General features: G+C 68.7%; 14 protein-coding genes and 1 pseudogene. 8 read left to right on the forward strand and 7 right to left on the reverse strand.

Annotation, left to right across the window (positions count from 1 at the left end; genetic code table 11):
- The first annotated feature begins 7 nt into the window (after positions 1-7).
- The gene (locus BTO20_RS32820) at positions 8-937 is read left to right on the forward strand and encodes a TIGR03560 family F420-dependent LLM class oxidoreductase (protein WP_087083003.1); all 930 of its coding nucleotides are present in this window, start codon (positions 8-10) and stop codon (positions 935-937) included.
- Between the two features lie 74 nt (positions 938-1,011).
- On the opposite strand, the gene BTO20_RS32825 is transcribed toward BTO20_RS32820, so the two are convergent.
- On the reverse strand, positions 1,012-1,407 hold the full coding sequence (locus tag BTO20_RS32825) for a hypothetical protein (RefSeq protein ID WP_232490924.1): 396 nt from the start codon (positions 1,405-1,407) through the stop codon (positions 1,012-1,014).
- 37 nt (positions 1,408-1,444) lie between these two features.
- Positions 1,445-2,995, reverse strand: a complete 1,551-nt coding sequence (locus tag BTO20_RS32830) for an APC family permease (protein WP_087080207.1) — start codon at positions 2,993-2,995, stop codon at positions 1,445-1,447.
- 185 nt (positions 2,996-3,180) lie between these two features.
- Here BTO20_RS32830 and BTO20_RS32835 point away from each other — a divergent pair, with 185 nt between their 5' ends.
- The 4 genes from BTO20_RS32835 to BTO20_RS32850 all read left to right on the forward strand — a co-directional run bounded on the left by BTO20_RS32835 (position 3,181) and on the right by BTO20_RS32850 (position 7,289).
- The gene (locus BTO20_RS32835) at positions 3,181-3,792 is read left to right on the forward strand and encodes a TetR/AcrR family transcriptional regulator (RefSeq protein WP_232490925.1); all 612 of its coding nucleotides are present in this window, start codon (positions 3,181-3,183) and stop codon (positions 3,790-3,792) included.
- A gap of 84 nt (positions 3,793-3,876) precedes the next feature.
- Positions 3,877-5,094, forward strand: a complete 1,218-nt coding sequence (locus BTO20_RS32840; protein ID WP_087080211.1) for a Glu/Leu/Phe/Val dehydrogenase dimerization domain-containing protein — start codon at positions 3,877-3,879, stop codon at positions 5,092-5,094.
- A 42-nt stretch (positions 5,095-5,136) separates the two neighbouring features.
- Positions 5,137-6,774, forward strand: coding sequence for a thiamine pyrophosphate-binding protein (locus BTO20_RS32845; protein ID WP_087080213.1), 1,638 nt, complete (start codon positions 5,137-5,139; stop codon positions 6,772-6,774).
- Between the two features lie 11 nt (positions 6,775-6,785).
- Positions 6,786-7,289, forward strand: a complete 504-nt coding sequence (locus tag BTO20_RS32850) for a hypothetical protein (protein ID WP_087080216.1) — start codon at positions 6,786-6,788, stop codon at positions 7,287-7,289.
- Here the strand turns inward: BTO20_RS32850 and BTO20_RS32855 are convergent.
- The 5 genes from BTO20_RS32855 to BTO20_RS32875 form a co-directional block, all read right to left on the reverse strand.
- Positions 7,286-9,103, reverse strand: coding sequence for an Hsp70 family protein (locus BTO20_RS32855; RefSeq protein WP_232490926.1), 1,818 nt, complete (start codon positions 9,101-9,103; stop codon positions 7,286-7,288). The genes BTO20_RS32850 and BTO20_RS32855 overlap by 4 nt on opposite strands.
- Before the next feature lie 144 nt (positions 9,104-9,247).
- A complete protein-coding gene (locus BTO20_RS32860; RefSeq protein ID WP_087080218.1) occupies positions 9,248-10,741 on the reverse strand; it encodes a dynamin-like GTPase family protein in 1,494 nt (497 codons plus the stop codon).
- A 23-nt stretch (positions 10,742-10,764) separates the two neighbouring features.
- Positions 10,765-12,609 (reverse strand): isoniazid-induced dynamin-like GTPase IniA, encoded by a 1,845-nt coding sequence (iniA, locus tag BTO20_RS32865; protein WP_087080220.1) that lies wholly within the window; start codon positions 12,607-12,609, stop codon positions 10,765-10,767.
- Between the two features lie 82 nt (positions 12,610-12,691).
- Positions 12,692-13,798: an IniB N-terminal domain-containing protein gene (locus BTO20_RS32870; protein ID WP_087080222.1), complete on the reverse strand. Its 1,107-nt coding sequence runs from the start codon at positions 13,796-13,798 to the stop codon at positions 12,692-12,694.
- 302 nt (positions 13,799-14,100) lie between these two features.
- On the reverse strand, positions 14,101-14,622 hold the full coding sequence (locus BTO20_RS32875; RefSeq protein WP_087080224.1) for an Rv0340 family IniB-related protein: 522 nt from the start codon (positions 14,620-14,622) through the stop codon (positions 14,101-14,103).
- A 476-nt stretch (positions 14,623-15,098) separates the two neighbouring features.
- On the opposite strand from BTO20_RS32875, the pseudogene BTO20_RS41425 reads away from it, so the two are divergent.
- The 3 genes and pseudogenes from BTO20_RS41425 to iniR all read left to right on the forward strand — a co-directional run.
- Positions 15,099-15,812 (forward strand): annotated as a pseudogene (locus BTO20_RS41425) (Hsp70 family protein); the annotation flags it as partial.
- Between the two features lie 157 nt (positions 15,813-15,969).
- Positions 15,970-16,698, forward strand: coding sequence for a hypothetical protein (locus BTO20_RS41430; RefSeq protein WP_408632229.1), 729 nt, complete (start codon positions 15,970-15,972; stop codon positions 16,696-16,698).
- A gap of 6 nt (positions 16,699-16,704) precedes the next feature.
- Entirely contained in the window at positions 16,705-19,206 is a 2,502-nt protein-coding gene (iniR, locus tag BTO20_RS32885; RefSeq protein ID WP_087080226.1) for an isoniazid response ATPase/transcriptional regulator IniR, read from the forward strand.
- The last annotated feature ends 160 nt before the right edge of the window (positions 19,207-19,366 follow it).

Raw genomic sequence — 19,366 nt, forward strand, 5'->3', positions numbered from 1 at the left:
GGCGCCCATGGACTTCCGTGTGTTCGTCGAACCCCAGCAAGGCGCTACGTACTCCGATCAGCTCGCTGTCGCCCGAGCGGCCGAAGCGCTGAACTACTCGGCATTCTTTCGGTCCGACCACTACCTGGCGATGAGCGGCGATGGCCTGCCCGGCCCGACTGATTCCTGGGTGACGCTGGCCGGTATCGCCCGCGAGACCTCGACCGTTCGCCTGGGCACCATGGTCACCTCGGCGACCTTCCGCCACCCGGGTCCATTGGCCATCTCCGTCGCACAGGTCGATGAAATGAGCGGTGGCCGTGTCGAATTGGGTATTGGAGCGGGCTGGTTCGAAGCCGAGCACCAGGCTTACGCCATCCCGTTCCCGCCGTTGGGTGAACGGTTCGACCGGCTCACCGAACAGCTGCGGATCATCACCGGCATGTGGGACACCCCGGTCGGGGACAAATTCGACTTCGACGGCAAGCACTACACCGTCGTCGACTCACCGGCCCTGCCCAAGCCCACGCAGTCGCATCCGCCGATCATCATCGGAGGCGGCGGCCCCAAGCGCACGCCTGCGCTGGCCGCGGAATTCGCCGCCGAGTTCAACATCCCGTTCGTCCCCCTCGACGTCCTCAAGGCGCAGTTCGCCCGGGTCGCCGCCGCGGTTGCTGCCGCCGGGAGAGCCCCCGACTCGCTCACCTACTCCGCGGCGTTCGTGCTGTGTGCGGGACGCACCGACGCCGAGATCGCCAGCCGGGCGGCCGCCATCAACCGCGAAGTCGACGAGCTTCGCAGCAATTCGCCGCTGGTCGGGACACCCGCGGAGATCGTCGACAAGTTGGCTCCGTTCGTCGAAGCCGGCGTGCAGCGGGTCTACCTGCAGGTGCTCGATATGGCCGATCTGGACCACGTCGAACTGTTCTCCACCGAGGTCATCCGCCAATTGAACTGATAGGGGCAAGACCAGGTAACGCGATTATCATCGGACCCCGTGACCGCCAAGGACGACGACGACCGGGCTCATGATCAGCCCTGGCACCATTCGACGTCGGCGGTCGCTGGTGCGAGCGCCGTAGCCCTCGGCGTCATCGCCCTGCTGGTGTGGGGCGTGGTGAGCCTGACCAGCAGCGCCAACAGTCCGGAGGAGGCACCGACCCAGTTTGTCGATCCGACGTTTTCGTCGTCGACGCCTGCGGGGTCCACGACGACCACGACAGCCACCATCACGACCACCCCGCCGGTGAGCACCTCCGAGATCATGGGACCTTCGGACGCCGCCACCACTTCGGGGTCGGACACCTCGTCATCGAGCGACACATCGTCGACCAGCCCATCGACGACCGGGGAGCTGCCCACCACCCGCAGCCATGCCGGCGACACCAGCACCAGCCGCCCACGGGTCCGCACGAATGTGACGCGCACGCTCTATCCGTTGCCGGGAAACTGAGGCCGCCCGTCATCACCCCAGCGGGTCGTCGAGCGCCAGGACGGCGTTGCGCTCGCGTCGCAGCTCTCGCTGCCCGATCAGATAGAACGCGATCCCCGTGGCGATGAACAACGCCATCGGAATCAGCTGGCCGAGTTCGTAATCCAGGCGGTCCCCGGCGAATCCGGCAGGCAGCGCGTCATCGGGGGTGCCGGGAGAGCCGAACAGACCGAGGCCGGCGCCCGGGTAGAGCAGCTGAATCAGGGTGAAGATGACCACGAGTGTGGCTGCTGCTGAACACAGATACCGGCCGACGGTACCTCCCGGGATGCGGAACGGCCGATTGGCGTCAGGGTATTTGCGGTCCAGAACCATCAGCGCCGGGAACATCACCAGATAGGCCACCATGGTCATCGAGATGGCCAGGTTGAGCCCCACGCTGAAGTACTTGCCGATGTCACCGGACGTGAAGTTCAGCGCCGCGATCATCACCACGGTCGCCAGGATTCCGGCCAAGACGTTGATACGGACGGGCGTGCCGAACCGTTCGGAGATCTGGCCGAGCCACGCGGGGCCGCTACCGTCTGAGCACGCGGTGGCCTGGGCGCGACTCTCACCGATCGCCCAGCTCACGCCGCTGGTGAAGAGGGCGATGATGACGCCTGCGGCGCAGACGACGCCGATAACCTCACCCGCACCGGTCAATTCGACGGTTCCGTCCGGGCCGACATGGCCTCCGTAGATAGTGAAGACGAGCTTGGCGGCGTCGAGGAATCCGCTCAGATGGCTGACCTGGTCACGTGGCAAGACCACCAGAATCGCCACCACCGGAGCGGCGACCATCAGGAACGCGGCGAGCCCTGAGCGCATGACACCGAGCGGGATGGTGCGTTGCGGGGCTTCCATTTCCTCGGCCGCCGCCGAGGAAACCTCGAACCCGACGAAGGTGAACACGATCAGGGGTGCCAGCGCGAGGAAGCCCAGGTACGACGGGGAGAAGTCCGATGCCGTGAGCGGTTGGATTCCGTGGATGACGCCGTAGATCACCGTCGACACGAAGAAGAATCCGAGGAGGACGATGCGTGCCACGGCACCGGCGATGGGCACCCAGCGACCGGCTTTCAGTGACACGGACACCGCCAAGACGCCCGCCCACACGAAAGCCAGGCCGAAGACGTACGTCCACGCCCCTGGTAAGGGATGGATGAAGGTCTGGAAGGTGGCCAGTGCGACCACCGCCAAGGCACCGCCGACCCACACCGGGTTGGACAGCCAGTACACGAACTGCGCCACGGATGCCACGCCGCGCCCGAATGCCATACGTACCCAGGTGTATTGGCCGCCTTCAAGCGGAAAGGTCGAGCTCAGTTCGCTGACGATCAACCCGTAGGGCACGAAGAACACCACCGAGAAGACGAGTAGCCAGGCAAACGCCTCGGGCCCCGAGGCAGCCAGCGCGCCGATGGTGTCCAGCCCGACCAGCGAGCACAGCAGCAGGAAAAAGACATCGAAGCGGCGGAGCCCTTGCCGCAGCCGCGCTCTGGGACGCTCGATCTCTGGTTCCTCGATGATTTGTTGCGTCATAGCGGTTTCTCCTGGTTCTGCCACTGTCCATGCACGTCCAAGTGGACCGGGCGCGTGAGAGGCCAATAACAACTGACTGCTCAATCAGTAAGCAGGAAGACTGTGCGGCGCGCGTCACAATTTGTCAAGGCCGCGAGCGTCATCACTGCGCCACCTGCGCAGATGAGGCCGGGTACGGTGCCGATGTGGTCCGATCACAGAAACAGTCCCCTGGCCGCGCCGACGACATCGTGGCCACGACCATCGAGTTCATCACCGAGAACGGCGTCGGCCAGCTTCGCACCGTCGACATCGCCAAACGCCTCGGCGTGAGCACGGGCCTGATCTTCTACCACTTCGAGACGCTGGCGAATCTGGTTGAACACGCGTTCGCCGTTGCCGCCGAACGCGATTTGACCCAACTCCGCAACACGCTCGACAGTGTCGCGAACGAGTCGGTGCTCGATCGACTGCGCGCGGTTTTACGTCACTACGGACCCACCGGAAACGCGCTCGGCTGGCGGCTGTGGATCGAATCGTGGTCAGCAGGCCTGCATGACGAGAACTTGCGGAAAGTCGTCAAGAACATGGACTCACAGTGGCGCCAGACCGTGGCGATGCTCATCGCGGAAGGCGTGGGTTCCGGGGAATTCCACACCCCCGATCCGCATGGGGCGGCCTGGCGCCTCACGCTGCTCCTCGACGGCCTGGCAGTTCAGTCGGTCGCCCTCGGCGGGGCAGTGACCACCGAGGAGATTCACCGCTGGACCGAGGACGCCCTGCGCAACGAGCTGGGGCTGCCGGCACCATCCGCATAGCGCGGCGACGATCCAAGCCACACTTGACGTGACCTGACGCACTCTCCATACTGACTGCTTAGTCAGTCACTTTTGGGGAGTCACATGTCTCTTTCTTTGCCCAATGCCATCGGTTCGGTCGAGCAGGCCGACGACTCGCCGGTTTTCGAGGCGATCTGGACGGACCCGATCACCGGTGCCCGCGGATACCTCGTGCTCGACCGGCTCGTGCGCGGCATCAGCAGCGGCGGCCTGCGGATGCGCAAAGGCTGCTCGCTGGACGAGGTCCGCGGTTTGGCCCGGGGTATGACCCTCAAGGAGGCCATCCACTACGAAGAGGCCGCGCGCTACGTTCCGCTGGGCGGCGCCAAGGGCGGTATCGACTTCGAACCTTCCGATCCGGCGGCAGAGTCGGTGCTCTACCGCTATCTGGAAGCGATGAAACCTCTCATCGAGCAACGCTGGACGATGGGCGAAGACTTCGGCGTTCGCCAGGAGACCGTTGACAAGTGCATTGCCCAGATCGGTCTCGGCAGCTCGGTGGACGCGGCCTACCAACACGTCGACGATCCCGAGCAGGCGCAAGCCCGGATGCGGGTCGCGTTCGGCACGGACGTCGACGGCGTCAAGCTCGATGAGCTGGTCGGCGGCTACGGCGTCGCCGAAGCGGCACTGGCTGCAATGGAATTGCACGACCTGCGCCCGGATACCGCCACGGCATTCATCCAGGGCTTCGGGTCGATGGGCGGGGCGACCGCCCGGTACCTGCAGCGGGCCGGCGTGCGGGTGGTGGGTATCGCCGACGTGCACGGCGTCGTCGCCAACCCGAACGGACTCGACGTGGAGCGGCTGCTGCTGACGCGCACACCCAGCGGCGGGGTCAACCGCACCGAGCTGGGCCCCGACGATGTCGAGCTGCCCGGTGACCGCTGGCTGTCGGTGGCCGCCGACGTGCTGGTCCCCGCCGCCACGTCCTACTGCATCAACGCCACCAACCAGCATGAGGTGACGGCCAAACTGGTCGTCGAGGCGGCCAACATGCCTGTCACCCCGGAAGCCGAAACCGACATGGCCGCACGGGGAATCGTGATCGTTCCGGACTTCGTGGCCAATTCCGCGACCAACGCGTGGTGGTGGTGGGTCCTGTTCGGCGACATCGACGGAAGTGCCGAGCAGTCCTTCGCCAAGATCTCCACGCGGCTGCGCGAGTTGAGCAGCGAGATGTTCGCGTTGTCGGCCGCCGACAAGATCACCGCGCGCGCCGCCGCGTACACCATGGCCACCGACCGGCTCGCCAAGTTGACCACCGCGTACCCCAGTTAGCCTGCGGCCCAACGAGATCGCGCACGACCCCAGGAAGGACTCATGAGCACCCACACCGAAGCCACGATCGCGCCCGCCGGACAGCGCCGCAGCGGCGGCCAAGCTCTGGTCGACGCGTTGACCCTCCACGGCGTCGACGTGGTCTTCGGGATCCCCGGAACGCACAATCTGCCGGTCTACGCCGCGCTGGGCGGCGCGGGTATCCGGCACGTTCTGGCACGCCACGAACAGGGTGCCGGCTACGCCGCCGACGGCTACGCCCGGGCCAGCGGCAAGCCAGGGGTGGTGATCACGACCACCGGACCGGCCATCCTCAACGCCGCAGCCGCGGCAGCCCAGGCCTATTCGGATTCCGTGCCCGTCCTGTTCATCGCGCCGGGGCTGCCGCTGCATCACCCGAGCCGGGGCAACGGGTACCTCCACGAGGTGAAAGACCAATTCCGCGCGATGGATTCGATCGTCGGGCATGCGCAACGCGTGACCACTGTCGAAGAGATACCGTTGGCGGTCGCGCAGTGCTTTGCGGCGATGACGAGTACGCGTCCCCGGCCTGCGTACCTGGAAATCCCGCTGGACCTCCTCGATCTCGAGGCCACCACGGCGCTGGTGCCGCCCTACGCCGGTCGCCCGGTTCGTCCGAATCCGGAGTCGATTCGAGCGGCGACGGAGCTTTTGGATGCCGCCGAGCACCCGTTGCTGATCGTCGGCGGCGGCGCATCGGGCGCGGCGAACGAAGTCCGTGATCTCGCCGAAGCACTGCAAGCGCCGGTGATCACGACTGCCAACGGCAAAGGCGTTCTGCCCGAGACACATCCGTTGTCGCTGGGCGCCGGCGTCCATCACCCCACCGTCAAGGAGTTGGTGGCCGCGAGCGATGTGGTCGTGGCTGTCGGCACCGAGCTGGCCCCCTCGGACTGGTGGTGGGGACCAATAGCGCAGCAGAGCACCGTGATTCGCATCGACATCGATCCGACGGCCGCGGCGACAAACATCTCCCCCGCCGTCGCTCTGGTCGGTGACGCCGCCGAGACCATCTCCTCGCTGCTCACGGGCCTCACCACCGCAGGGCGCACCGATGGTCGCGAATCTTCCGCGCAGTGGCGGCGATTGCTCCGGCAGGACGCTGCACAAGAAGGCAGTGCCTACCTCGAGCTGTGTGCCGCGTTGGACGCCGCACTCGACGACAGCGCCCTGATTGCCGCCGACAGCGCGATGGCCTGCTATTACGGCGCACTGTCGAACCTTCCGCTGCACCGGCCCCGGTCCTTTCTCTATCCGACCGGGGTGGGCACCCTGGGCTACGGTCTGCCGGCTGCGATCGGCGCGAAAATCGCAGCGCCACAACGCCAAGTGGTGGCGTTGCTCGGTGACGGCGGTGTCATGTTCACCATCGCCGAGCTCGCGGCTGCCGCGCAGGCCGGTTTGGCCATACCCGTCGTGATCGTCGACAACGGAGGCTACGGCGAGATCCGTAACGAGATGGCCGACCGCGGTGACACCGTGCACGCGGTTGATCTGGCCAGCCCCGACTTCGCCGCGCTGGCGCGATCCCTCGGCTGCCACGGGGTGTCCCTCGAGTCCGCCGCACTATTGGCCGATGCCGTCGGGGCCGCGCTGAACGCCGACCGACCCACGCTCATCCACCTACGCGTATCCGGTCGAGAAACTGAGTCCGCCTAACATCGGTTGGCGTGTCGAACTACTACTCCGACGACAACGAGCCGACTCAGTACGCCCAGAGTTACAGCGACTACGGCGACTACGGAACGCAACCCGAGCCACCTGCTCCTGAACCCGTCCCCTGGTACCGCAAACCGGCTGCCCTGGTCGGGCTCGGAGCACTCGGCGCCATCGTCGCGGCCCTGGTCGTCTACGCGATCGTGCAGCTGTTTTCGTCGGGCGGCGACGCGAAGCCCGCGAGCGTCACGACGACCTCCTCGACCACGTCGTCGACGACAGCGACCACCACCCCGGCACAGCAGAGCACCGCGGTAGTGCCGCCGGCCACGCAGACCGTCACCGAAACCCAGGCGCCGGACACCCCGACGACCACGGACCCGGGCACGACGACCACGACGACGGAGGCGCCGGTCACCACGACGACGACCGAACCCTCGGTGACCGTCAGCACGAGCACCACCGTCGTCACCAACACCGTGACCATTCCCGAGTTCCCCCGCAGGCACGGCAACTAGCAGCGATTACGGCGTAGGCACCGTAGACGTCGTCGGCTCCGTCGAATGCGACGGCTTCGGCGGTGCGCTCGGCGCAACCGTGGGCTCCGGCGCCTGAGTGTGCGTCGGCTCGGGCGGCGGGGGCGGCGCGGTGTGCGTGTGCGTCGGCTCGGGCGTTGGGGACTGGGTCGGTTCCGGCGCAGGCGTGTGCGTCGGCGGCGGGGGCGGCGTGAACGTCGGGATCGGCAACTGCGGCACGGGTAGCTGCGGTACCGGTAACTGCGGCAGCGGCAGCGCCGGGATGGGCAACTGCGCGATGGGCGGCAGCTCGGGGGCCGGCGGCACCGCGACCGGAGCGGGAAGGTCAGCCGGAGCCGGGTCCGCGGCCTGGGGCAAAGCCGGGGCCGGAGCGGCCTGCGGCGCCGGAGCCGACGCCACCTGCTGGCGCTGGACCGAATACGGCGCGGACGACGGCGACGCCGCGGGGCGGGAGCGGGTACCGCGGGATCCTGCACGACGACGGTGCGGGTCGGCGGTGCCGCACCGACCTGGGCCAGTGGCGCCTCCGCCGGTGCGAGTCCGGGTGCCGCCGGGCCGTTGGCAGGCGTGGCGTCCATCTTGTCGGCGTGGGCCGACAGCAGCAGGCCCGCGGTGCCGACGACCGTGAGCAGCGCCGCCGCGCACACCAGGATGCCGCGGTACCACGGGGTGCGGGCCGCCGCAGAGGGCTCGCGCGGCGCTTCGGCGAACACGAATGCGGGCCTGGCCGAATCCTCAGACACCGATTCCGGGATGTAGTCCATGACCTCGGCGGCCGGATCGCTGACCGACCAGGCCAGCGCGGCCGGTGCCAGCGACGAAGCAGCGACTGTGCCGGTCGTCGATGCGGCGACGAAGGGTGCGGCCGTCACCGCCCGGGTCGCCGCCGTCTCGGCCTCACCGCGGCGGGCCAGCAGACCGGCACCGATCGCGGTCACCACCTGAGCCTGCGCGACGGTGGTCACCGACATCCGGAAGGCTTCCGAAAGACGCTGCGTGACAAGGGGAATCCGCGCCGTTCCGCCGACGGTCACCAGCGCCGCCAGCTGTGCCGGGTGCACGCCGTTGCGCCGCAGGAGGTCGTGCAGCGCCTCGACCACCCCGCCCAGCGGCGCGTCGATGACCGCCTCGAGCTCGGCACGGGTGAGCCGCAACGTGCTCCCCGGCATCGGGCCGGGCAACCCGGTGGCGGCCTCGTAGCTCAACCGTTCCTTGGCGGCCCGCGATTCCTCACGCAGCCGGGACAGTGCGGCCACCGCCGCGGTACCCGAGGCGTCGGCGTCGAGGCTGCTCAGCACGTGGCGCAGCAGTTCCTGGTCGACGAGATCACCGGAGAAATCGTCGTACCGCACGGTCTGTCCGATCGGCGCGAAACGCGCACCGGCATCGGCGAGCGTCAGGCTGGTTCCGGTGGCCCCGAAATCGGCAAGGGCGACGATGCCGCGGGCCGGCAGCCCGGGATGTGCCTGCATCGCCGTCAACGCCGCAACGGCGTCGGACACCACCCGCACCCCTGGCATCGCGGCGCGGGCCGCGTCAAACGCGGCCGGGGCCCAGTACGCGGGTACCGCCACGACGGTGCGCTCGGGACGCTGCGCCGGACTGGCGGCCCGGGTCATCGACTCGACCGCCGCGGCCAGCAATTGCTCGCCGCGGTGGGCCGAGCCGTCGGCAGCGAGCAGCGGGATCGGATCACCGACCCGCTCCACGAAGCCGCTGATGACAAGACCGTCTCCGTCCAAGACGCCGACCTCGGGCATGCGGTCCCGGAACAGGGTCAGCACGCTCCGCCGCACGATCGGCGCCTGGTCAACAACCGCTGTCAGGTTGGTCGCACCAACCGACAACCCCAGGCAACCACGCATACCTTCTATGTCGGTCGCGGGCCCTGATTCGTTGCACCCGCCGATGCGCGATCCGCCTCCGGCTCCTCGCTGGCGTCAGCGGTTGCGGGCCGAATATTCGGCAACCAACGCCTCGGCGCTGCGTACCGCGGCCCGGCACGCGCGGGTGGTGAACGGGTCGTTGAGCGGGTGCTCGGCTCGCCGACGCCAGCGCTGTGCGGCCGCGAACGCCGCGCGCGGCCCGTCATACGGCGTGTCGGGCTGCAGCCCGAGCCGACTCGCGGCGTCGGTGCCCGACCCTCCGATGATGCGGCGCAACGACGCCATCTCGTCCTCGTTGAGCGTCGTCGGGCGCCCGCGCAGCTGGCTGAGCAGCCGCAACTCCTCGAACGCGTGCGTGTCCGCGAGCAGCGGGTCGATGTCGGCCAGGATGTAGGGAGTCGCGTAGATCGGGTTGTGCTGCACGAACTGCCGCAGCGACAGCAGCGCGGTGTGCGCCTTGAGCAGATCGGAGCGCTGCGCGAACTGCTGGTCGATGACATCGCGCAGCGCGACCAGGCCACTGCGCTCGAGCAGTTCGTCGGCCAGCGCCACCGAATCGGTGATGCCCGCACGCAGCACCGCGATGGAGATCCTGATGCCGAACATGCCGAACCGCTCGAGCAGCGCCGCGCGAGTCGCCGCGTCCACCGGCAGCGAACTGTCCTCGCGCACAAAGCGATCCACCGACAGCATTGCCTTGTTGATCTCGGCGGAGTCGACCCCGGCGAGCTTCTCCAGCGCCACGAACTCGCTCTGACGCAGCGTGCGGGCAGTCAGCGCGAGCAACCCGGACACCGGCACCACGGCCTGGCAGATACCGGTCTTGTCCATCTCGGCGGTGAACCGTTTCGCGACGTCCTTGGCCGACATCATGGCGTCGATGCGGCCGGCACCGATCTCGTCGGCCCGCGACGCCACCCCGATCACGCCGAGCGCGCCCGCCGAACCGCCGACCAGCTCCCCGATCTGTTTGAGCAGGGCGATATCGGCGGCGTTGAGCGTGCGCAGCAGGAAGACCACCGCGTCGACGCGCGGCACCCCGTCCTCGGGCACCAGCAGCCGATGCGTGCGTTCGGAGACGTCACGCGACAGCGACGACGTGCCCGGGGTGTCGATGATCGTGGTGTCGATCAGTTCGGCGGCAGGCCACTCCACGTCCAGGTCGACCACGTCGACGGGATCCAGCGCCGAGAAACTGAACGTCAGGCCCCGGTCGTGGGGGTCGCGTGCGATCGGCACATTGGACCGGCGCCCCCCGCGGTGGTTGGCCGTCACCTTCGGGGTGGGGCCGTGCCGGAACCAGGTGACGATGCGCGTCGCCTCGGTGGCGTCGGTGGGTGCGATGTCCTCCCCGACCAGCGCGTTCACCAGCGTGGACTTGCCCGCCTTGAGTGTGCCGGCCAGCGCGATGCGAATCGGCTGGTTGAGCCTGCGCCCGATCCGGTCGAGTTCGTTGTGCACGTCGGGCCGGTCACGGTACGCCGGGTCGCCCCGGTACGCCTGGATGGTGCCGCCCAGAATCGTCCGTACCTGATCGCTCGTGCTCACGCTGCGAAATCCGACCCTTTCACTTAACCCCGCGAGCCTAGCGGTGCTCCCTGGGCGAGGTTCCCAGCATGCTCGACCACCTGCTTGAGGATGTTGAGCTGACGCTCCAGCTCGGCCACCCGGGTGTTGCGCTCGTTCTCCTCGACCTTGGCCGCCGAGAGCGTGGCCTGCAGGGATTCGTTGAGTGAGCGGTTCGTCTGGTTGGCCACGTCACGATAGTGATCGCGGAGCTGACGCTGGATGGCCTTGAGCCGGTCACGGGATTCCTTGCCCACCACGAACGCCACGTCATCGACGAACTTGCGCACGTTGGCCTTGGCTTCGCCGCGGACCCGCAGCATCCGGTTCTCCATGTCCTCCTTGTAAGCCTTGCGGCCCAGCAGGAGTCCCGCACCCAGCGACAGCGGGTTGAACATGCCGAGGCCGGCGAACGAGGTGATCATGCCAAACATCAGCACGCCGCCATAGGAACCCCGCATACCGGTGACCAGCTTGTGGCCCGCCCGGATGGGCCCGGCCTCCAGTTTCTGCACCGAGCTGAATTCCCCGAAACCAGCGCCCATTTCACGCGCATCGAGCTGCGGCAGGGCCACAGCGTCCAGCCCGGCCTTGGCGAAGGTGTCGGCCACCTCGGCGGCCAGCGCCTCGGCCCGCTGATAGGCCCACACGAAGTTGTCGCCGACCGCGGTGGCCACCGCGTCCTCCAGCTCAGCACCGATCTCGGCCCAGTGCGCGGTGGGGTCGACCTTGTCGAGCATCTTCTCGGTGTGCGCGCTGATGGTCCGGAACCGTTGCCGCAGATCGTGATCCACGTCGGCGGTGAGATCGGCGATACCGTCGTTGAGCACCTGCTGCCACAGCGCGCTCTGCGCGAGGGCGTCCTGCGCCTCCTGCTTGCGACGCTCCAGCTCGCTGGTCAGCTGTGCGCGTATCTCCGGATCGTTGATCGAGGCCAGCTCCGTTTCCACAGCGAGCTTCAAATGCTCTGCGGCAGACCGGATGTCGTCGACCACCTGATCGCGGATGCGGTCGTTCTCACGCGACAGCACCCGTTCGGAAAGGAAGTTGACGATGGCCGGGAAGTTGGACTCCTCGTTGAGTTCCTTGTCATTGAGCTGGATCGCATGGCTGCGCAGCACGGAAGACAACGGAGTAACCGGCACATTCAGACCCGCGCGCTGCAGGTGGGCGGTGTTGGCAGCGACGATGTCCCGCCAATGCGGGTACAGATCGGTCTTGGTCGCGACAATCGTTGCCACCGGGCATATTTCGAGCGCCTGACGGATGAACCTCAGCTCGGGTTCGGTGAACTCCTGGCTGGTGTCGCTGACCATAAGCATCGCGTCGGCGTCGGGCAGCAAGCCCAGCGTCGCCGAAAGGTGCGGCTGCCCATGCCCGCCCACGCCGGGGGTGTCGATGAACGCCAGCCCGCCCTGCAGCAGTGGGCTCGGCGCGGTCACCTCGACCCGCAACACCTGGCGCCCGCCGGCCTGCGGGGCGCGGCGCAGATCGTTGCGCAGTTCGCCCGGCGGGATGTCGATGAGTTCGGGTTCGGCTCCGTCTGGCCGCGCCACCACGAGCCGGGCCGACGGCTGCTCGCCGTAGGACACCATGGTGGCCAGCACCGTGCTCTCGTCGTCGCCGACGCGGGCCACCGGCATGTTCAACAGCGAGTTGAGCAGCTGGCTCTTGCCCTGTTTGAGCTGGCCGGCGATCACCACCCGGATGTGCGGGTCGGTGATGCGCTCCTTGGCGCGGGCCAGGCTTTCGACGAGGTCGCCACGGTCTCTGGCGCCGGCGATCCTGCTGGTGTGGTCGATCAGCTCGACGATGACCGCTACTTTGCGCGGGTCGTTCGATTGCGTCATAGGGAAACCCTCCGGCCTCTAACGGTAAACGGCGAACTGGCGGGGACCTTTGCGGTCCCCGCCAGTAGCGGTGCTGTTCCGATCAGAAGCCGTGGAACCCGGCGTGCGGGTCGACGGTGTTGTGGCTGGCCACATCGTTGGTGGTCGACACGTTGGTGTGCAGGCCACCGACCTGGTGCACCGAATCGTCGGTGACCGAGCTGTGCACCGAGCTGTCGCTGTGCACCGTGCTCGTGTTGCCCACCGAGCTGTCGTGCACCGACTGATCGGACAGCGAGGTGTGGGTCGACGACGCGGTGTGCACCGACGAGTCGATCGAGCTGGTGTTGCCGCTGCCGACGTCGTGACCCGCGGTGGTCTGGTTGCCGCCGACTGCGTGGCTGTCGTTGCTGGTCACGATGATCGAGCCGGCGTTGCCGCCGTCGCCGGCATTGGCGTGGCCGCCGCTGCCGCCGATGTTGAGCAGGCCACCGCCGCTGCCGCTGGCGCTCGCGCCACCGCCGTGGCCACCGCTCATGTCGTTGCCGCTGATGACCGGTCCGTCGTTACCGGAGATGATCTGACCGCCTGCGTGCTGCGAGCTGTCCGAGATCTCGTTGCCCTGGCCGACGGCGACGTGCGAGCCGGACCCGGCCCAGACATCGCCGTTGTTGACCGTGTTGCCGTGGCCGAGCACTGCGCCGTCACCGGTGACGATGGGACCGCTGGAGTGACCGGTGTTGACCACGCCGCCGTTGGTGGCGGTGTTGGTCGTGCTGGTCTTGTCGCCGAGGGTGATGTCGCCGAAGCCCAGGTTGAACGCACCCTGCTGGGCGTTGGCGCCGGCGTCCTGGTTGGGGCTCATGATCGGCACGTTGTTGTGGCTGGCCAGGTCGGTCGAGTTGCCGCCCATCAGGGAGGTGTCGGTCTGCGGCGCGAAGGTCGGCTGCGAGGTGAAGGCCGTCTGCGGGGAGAACGGGGAGGCGATGTTGTGGTAGTCGGCGACTGCCCGCTGCAGGCCGTAGACCGGATCACCGTTACCCAGGGCCAGACCGGCCGGAGCGGCGGTGGCGGCCACCGAGGCCAGCTGCGCGGCGGACACGTTCGGCAGGCCGGCGTCGCGCAGCGCGCCTTCCGGGTCGGCCACGTAGGCGGCGGCAGCGGCGGGGCTGCGGAACAGGTCCATGATGAAGTCGATCAGAGTGGTCATCTCGGTACTGCCTTTCGTTGTGTCTTGCCTGAGGTTCTGGTTCTCGTTCCGGGGCGTCCCGGCGAACTGGTGACAACGTTATGGGCCCCGCAAGCCCCCGCAAACGGGGCCGGATCCCCTCCCTCCCGCAGGCCCACCGGGGCTGGCGAATGGGGACCCATTAGGGGATTAGGGGATCGCTAGGGGTTCCTGAAGCAAATATGGTCAGATCCTGGGAGGTCGCCATCTATGCACGTCAACGTCAAAAAGCGCACAACCAAAGAGGTTGTGCGCTAATTCGCTACGGTTAGATGCGGCTGCGTTCAGCTGAACAGATCGAAGCCGGCCCCACCATCGTGGTGGTGATCGTCCACTGCGGGGGCTGCCCACTCGGTACCGAAGTCGGCGTGGGTGGCCGGTGCGTCATCGATGACGGGGTCGCTGAGCTGCAGCGATGAATCGTCGAGTGACTGAGTGGTGGTCCCGCTGTCGGTGAAGTAGTCATCGAGCGCGGCGGGCGCGATGTGGTCCGGCTGGGTGATCACGTGGTCCACGGTGTGCCCGGTATCGGCGAGCGTGGCCGCGGCGGGCACATGGTCGCCGAAGGCGTCGAACGCGGCCGTGGCCGCCCCGCTGGCCCAGACGTTGCTCGCGGGTTCGGTGCCGAACCCCTCGCCGCCGGTCAGTGATTCGGACACCACCGGAATGAGATTGTTGACATCGACGCTGGTCACTCCGGTCAGGTGGGCATCGGAGATGGCTTGCGACGGGTCGGCGGCATAGCGCGCGGCGGCGTCCGGATCGCGCACGAGTGACATGACAAAGTCGAGGAGCGAATTCGCCATGACACCTTCCTTACTCTCTTGTGACCATCTCGGCCCCGTCTCGTGACGGCTGTCATCGATGCTATCCACCAGTGGCGTCACTGGGATCGGTGTCCAACCCACCCCCTTGGCGGTCCAATTAGGGGGTCGGCTGTTAGGGGATTCTGGCGACTAGGGGATGGATCCTCGACACCGGGGGGCCAGCCGCTATCGTGGGGACGGCCCAGACAACACAGGAGTGACGCCTGATGACCGACGCACTGGGGTTGTCGATCGGGACAACCAACCTGGTGGCTGCCCGCGAGGGCCGTCCGCCGGTCGTTCGCCGCTCGATCCTCACGCTGTTCGCCGACCGAGCTCCCGAGGTCGGCGAATACGGCGGTCATGGCCTGGCGCTGACGGGGTTCGTCGAGCGGGTGGGCGACCCCGTGCCGATCGTCGCCGCCGACGGTTCGCAGCATCGCGGTGAGCTCGCACTCGCCGAGGCCCTCGACGCGATGGCCCACGCTGTCGGTGGTGGTGCACCCGTCACGATCGCCGTCCCGGCCTACTGGGGCCCCGCCGCTGTCGGCGCACTGCGCGGCGCACTGCGCGGCGCGCTGCGCGGCAGACCCGCCCTGGCTCCCGACGGCATTCCCGCCGAACTCGTCCCCGACTCCCTGGCCGCGCTCGCGGCGTTGCGCACCGGTCCCGGCCTGCCCACCGAAGGCGTCGTGGTGCTGTGCGACCTCGGCGGCAGCGGCACCAGCGTGACACTGGCCGACGCGAGCGCGGGCCTGTCCCAAATCGGCCAGACCGTGCGATACCCGGACTTCTCCGGCGACCAGGTGGATCAGGCGCTGCTCAACCATGTGCTCAGCGGTGTCGCCGCTGCAGGCAATGCCGACCCGGCCGGGACGGCCGCGGTCGGTTCACTGGCCCGGTTGCGTTCCGACTGCCGCCAGGCCAAGGAACAGTTGTCCGCCGACACCGTCGCTGTCGTCCCGACCGACCTTCCCGGGTTCACCTCCGATGTCCGGGTGACGCGCTCCGAGCTCGAACAACTCGTCGCCGAGCCACTGACCGGGCTACTGAACAGCGTCGCAGACATGCTGCAGCGCAACAACATTGCGTTGTCGAGCGTGACAGCGGTGGCGACGGTCGGCGGCTCGGCCGCGATCCCACTGGTGACCCAGCGGCTGTCGGAGCACCTGCGCGCACCGGTCGTCACGTCGCCGCAGCCGCAGCTGACCGCCGCGGCGGGTGCAGCGCTCGTGGCCGACGTCGTCGCCGACGCAGGCGCCCCGACCGGGATGGCCCCGGGATCATCGCGGCCGACGCGCCGACCGGTCTGGCGCCGGGGATCAACCCGCGGACGTCCCGACCGGCATGGCGCCGAGCGCCTGGGCGGCGGGCGCGGCCGGTGCTGCCGCGGCCGACGGCGCCGCGTCCGCGACGTTCCGCTCGCTCGCGTGGTCGCAGGACGACGACGCCCCCACCGACGAACCGGTCCCCTACGCCGGACCGGACTACAACTACAACTACGAGAGCGGCGGGACGGGCCCGACCTCGGCCCGCCCGCAGATGGCGTTCGCCCACGAAGAAGAGGCGTTCGAGGCCGAGCCCGCACCACTGCCCTGGTACAGGCGGCCGGTGATCCTGTTCGCGGCGGCGGCCGCCGCGGTCCTGCTCGCGGCGGGTGGTCTCGCCGTGACGCTGACCAGCTCGTCTGGCGACTCGACGCCGGTGACCGAGACCAGCACCACGGTCTCGATGTTGCCGCCGGTCACCACGGTCACCGTCGGCCCGGACGGTCAGGGCACCACCACCGTCATCACCCCGACAACCGTCATCACCCAGACGCACACGCCGACGGACACCGCCACGTCCGGCACCACGACGAGCGAGTCGCCCACCACCACGACCACGAGTCCGACCACGACAACCACCACGACAACGACCACCACCACGGCGCCCACCACGACGACAACGACCACCCAGCCGACCACGACAGCGCCGACGACAACCCAACCGACGACAACCCAACCGACCACCACCAAGCCGCCGACCACGACACAACCGCCGGTCACCACGACCGCGGCCGGCGGCGGCGCCTAGTCGGTCATGTCGCACCCGGCGCCGGACACCGGCATGGACCTGCCGCCGGCTGCCCGCCGCGCCGTCGCGGCTGTGCTCGCTACGCCGACCGCGCCGACGAAACTGCTGGTGACCGGTGGCATCGGGACCGGCAAGACGTCAGTGCTGGCCGCTGTGCGCGGCGCGCTGCGCGATGCCGGGCGGGTGGTACTGACCCGTCCGCCCCGCGCCGAGGACGCCGCAGATGCGGCGTACGTCGTGGACGATGCGCACCTGCTCGCCGACGCCGAACTCGCTGCGTTCGTCGAGCACATCACCGATCCGGCAGCGACCGTGGTGGTCGCGGCCGCACCCCTGGCGCACCGGCCGGCACTGCGGGCACTGGCCACCGCGCTGCAGCGGGAAAGCCCGGAAGTCATCCTTGGCCCGCTGCCCGCTACCGAGGTCAACCACATCCTCACGACCGCCCTGGGCGCATCCCCGTCGTCCGAAACCGTCCGCTCGGTCCTGATCGCGACCGCCGGCCTGCCGTTGCTGGTGACCGCGGCCGCGCAGGCCACGACGCCGCCCGAGCAGTCCGCCCGGTTCGCCCTGATCGACCGCTTGCGCCGCATCGATGAACGCACCCGCGACACCCTGCTGATCACGTCACTGAGTCAGGGCCTTGGTCCCGATGACGTGGCCGCGGCGTTGCATTGCAGCGGCGCCGACGCAGTCGACCTCGTCGACCGGGCCCGGGCCTGCGGCCTTGTCGAACCGTCCTACGATCGCCGGTTCGTGCGGCTCGTGCACGAGTGCCTCGCGCAGATCGCGGGGGCCGCGCGGCATCACGAGATCGAGACGTCGCTGCTGAATTCGCAGTTGGGGATGTCGACGCTGTCGGCGGATCTTGCGGTGCAGCTGGCCGAGCACGGTCTGCGCGACGACCGGTTGGCCGATGCACTGATCGAGCGTGCGGTCGAGGTGCACGGCCGCCCGGCCCGCGCGGCAGCGCTGTACCGGGCCGCCGCCAAGGCCGGGTCCATCTCGGGTAGTGCGCGGCTGGCCGATGCGCTGGCCCTGACGGGCGATTGCGCGACGGCCGGCCGGATGGCCGATGAACTGCTGGAATCCGACGACGCCGGCCAGCGGGCGGCGGCGGTCCGGGTCGCTGCCAGTGTCGCCGCCCATGACGGCAACGCCGTGGCGGCAGCGGATCTGTTCCGGTGGCTGGGCCCGTATCCGGATGCTTCGGTGAGTGCGGCGGCCGTCGTCGTGGGTCTCGCGGCGGGCGACCTGCCGACGGCACGCGATGCGCTGACGGCCGAGCGCACGGGCCCGCCGACGGCCGCGGCCCGGGCGGCGCACAGCCTCGCTGAGGGCGTGCTGTCGTCGCTGGATCAGCCGTTCGCGGCCACCGTCGCCCGCCTCGGCCAGGCTCTCGCGAGCGAGCATCATGGTGGCGCCGTCGCCCCGGACACTCCGTCGGCGCTGGTCACGCTGGTTGCGCTGCACGGAGGCGATCCGGTGCGCGCCCGCAGTGTGATCGGTCGGGCCGTGCGGGCCGAAGGTGCCGACGAAGTGCCTTTCACCGTGCACCGGCACCGGCTGCTGCAGGGCTGGGTGCGCATGCAGGACGGTCAGCTCGGGTCTGCCACTGCCGATGCGGCCGCGGCAGACCACGGCCTGCACCGGCGGGATGCCCTGTGGGCCGCCGCGCTGCGCACTGCCATCGCGCGCCGCGCCGGCGACAGCGGCGCCGTGCAGCAGCACTGGTACGCGGCCATGGAGGTCCTCGCCGAGTACTCGATCGATCTGTTTTCCCTGCTCCCGCTGGGTGAACTGTGGGTGGCAGGCGCACGCATGCGCCAGGTCGACCGCATGCAGCATGCCCTGTCGCAGGCGTTCGATCTGCTGGATTCGTTTGGCAAGCCGGTGCTGTGGTCGGTGCCGCTGCACTGGGCAGGCGTGCACGCCGGAATCCTGGCCAATTCGCCGGCCGCGGTGGCGCCGCACGGGCAGGCGCTGACCGCGGCCGCCGGGCAGAGCGCGTTCGCGCGAGCCCTCGCGCATGCGGGGCGCACTTGGCTTCGGGTGCTGGCCAACCAGGTCGACACCGACGAGGTCACCGTGGCCGCGCGGGCGCTTGCGCAGTACGGCCTGACGTGGGACGGCACTCGGCTGGCCAGTCAGGCGGCGCTGCAGACCCCGGATGCCCGGGTGTCGCAGGCGATGCTGCAGTTGGCCCGCGACCTCAAGCAGAGCAGCGCGGTCGATGAATCACCGCTGCCCGATGTCGCGGCCCTCGCGAAGGCTCCGGTGCCTGCGGCCCAGCCCGGATCGAGCTCCGCGGCGCGGTTGTCCGACCGGGAGCGCGAGGTCGCCGAGCTGCTCCTCCTCGGCATGCCGTATCGCGATATCGGCAGCCAGTTGTTCATTTCGGCGAAGACTGTCGAGCATCACGTGGCCCGCATCCGGCGGCGGCTGGGCGCCGAATCGCGCTCGGAAATGCTGTCGATGTTGCGGGCGATGTTGGCCGTTCAGAGCTGACGACAGCGTCCATCACACGTCCGAAAAACGAAGAATTTCGTGATGCATCCCGGGCGTGTCGCGGCTCGGTTTCGGCCCGTCGACGACGCGCGCGGTGGTCTGCTGCGCCGGGTTCGCAAGCCTTCCGCAAACGGCCCCGAAATCGACTTAGGGCAACCTT

The organism is Mycobacterium dioxanotrophicus, from assembly GCF_002157835.1.
Taxonomy (GTDB): domain Bacteria; phylum Actinomycetota; class Actinomycetes; order Mycobacteriales; family Mycobacteriaceae; genus Mycobacterium; species Mycobacterium dioxanotrophicus.

Excerpts from the sequence above, each read along its gene's own strand:
- BTO20_RS32840 (WP_087080211.1), top strand. The coding sequence starts at position 3,877 with ATGTCTCTTTCTTTGCCCAATGCCATCGGTTCGGTCGAGCAGGCCGAC.
- BTO20_RS32875 (WP_087080224.1), bottom strand. The coding sequence starts at position 14,622 with ATGGCGAATTCGCTCCTCGACTTTGTCATGTCACTCGTGCGCGATCCG.
- BTO20_RS32830 (WP_087080207.1), bottom strand. The coding sequence starts at position 2,995 with ATGACGCAACAAATCATCGAGGAACCAGAGATCGAGCGTCCCAGAGCG.
- BTO20_RS41430 (WP_408632229.1), top strand. The coding sequence starts at position 15,970 with ATGGCGCCGAGCGCCTGGGCGGCGGGCGCGGCCGGTGCTGCCGCGGCC.
- BTO20_RS32870 (WP_087080222.1), bottom strand. The coding sequence starts at position 13,798 with ATGACCACTCTGATCGACTTCATCATGGACCTGTTCCGCAGCCCCGCC.
- BTO20_RS32820 (WP_087083003.1), top strand. The coding sequence starts at position 8 with ATGGACTTCCGTGTGTTCGTCGAACCCCAGCAAGGCGCTACGTACTCC.
- iniA (WP_087080220.1), bottom strand. The coding sequence starts at position 12,609 with ATGACGCAATCGAACGACCCGCGCAAAGTAGCGGTCATCGTCGAGCTG.
- iniR (WP_087080226.1), top strand. The coding sequence starts at position 16,705 with ATGTCGCACCCGGCGCCGGACACCGGCATGGACCTGCCGCCGGCTGCC.
- BTO20_RS32845 (WP_087080213.1), top strand. The coding sequence starts at position 5,137 with ATGAGCACCCACACCGAAGCCACGATCGCGCCCGCCGGACAGCGCCGC.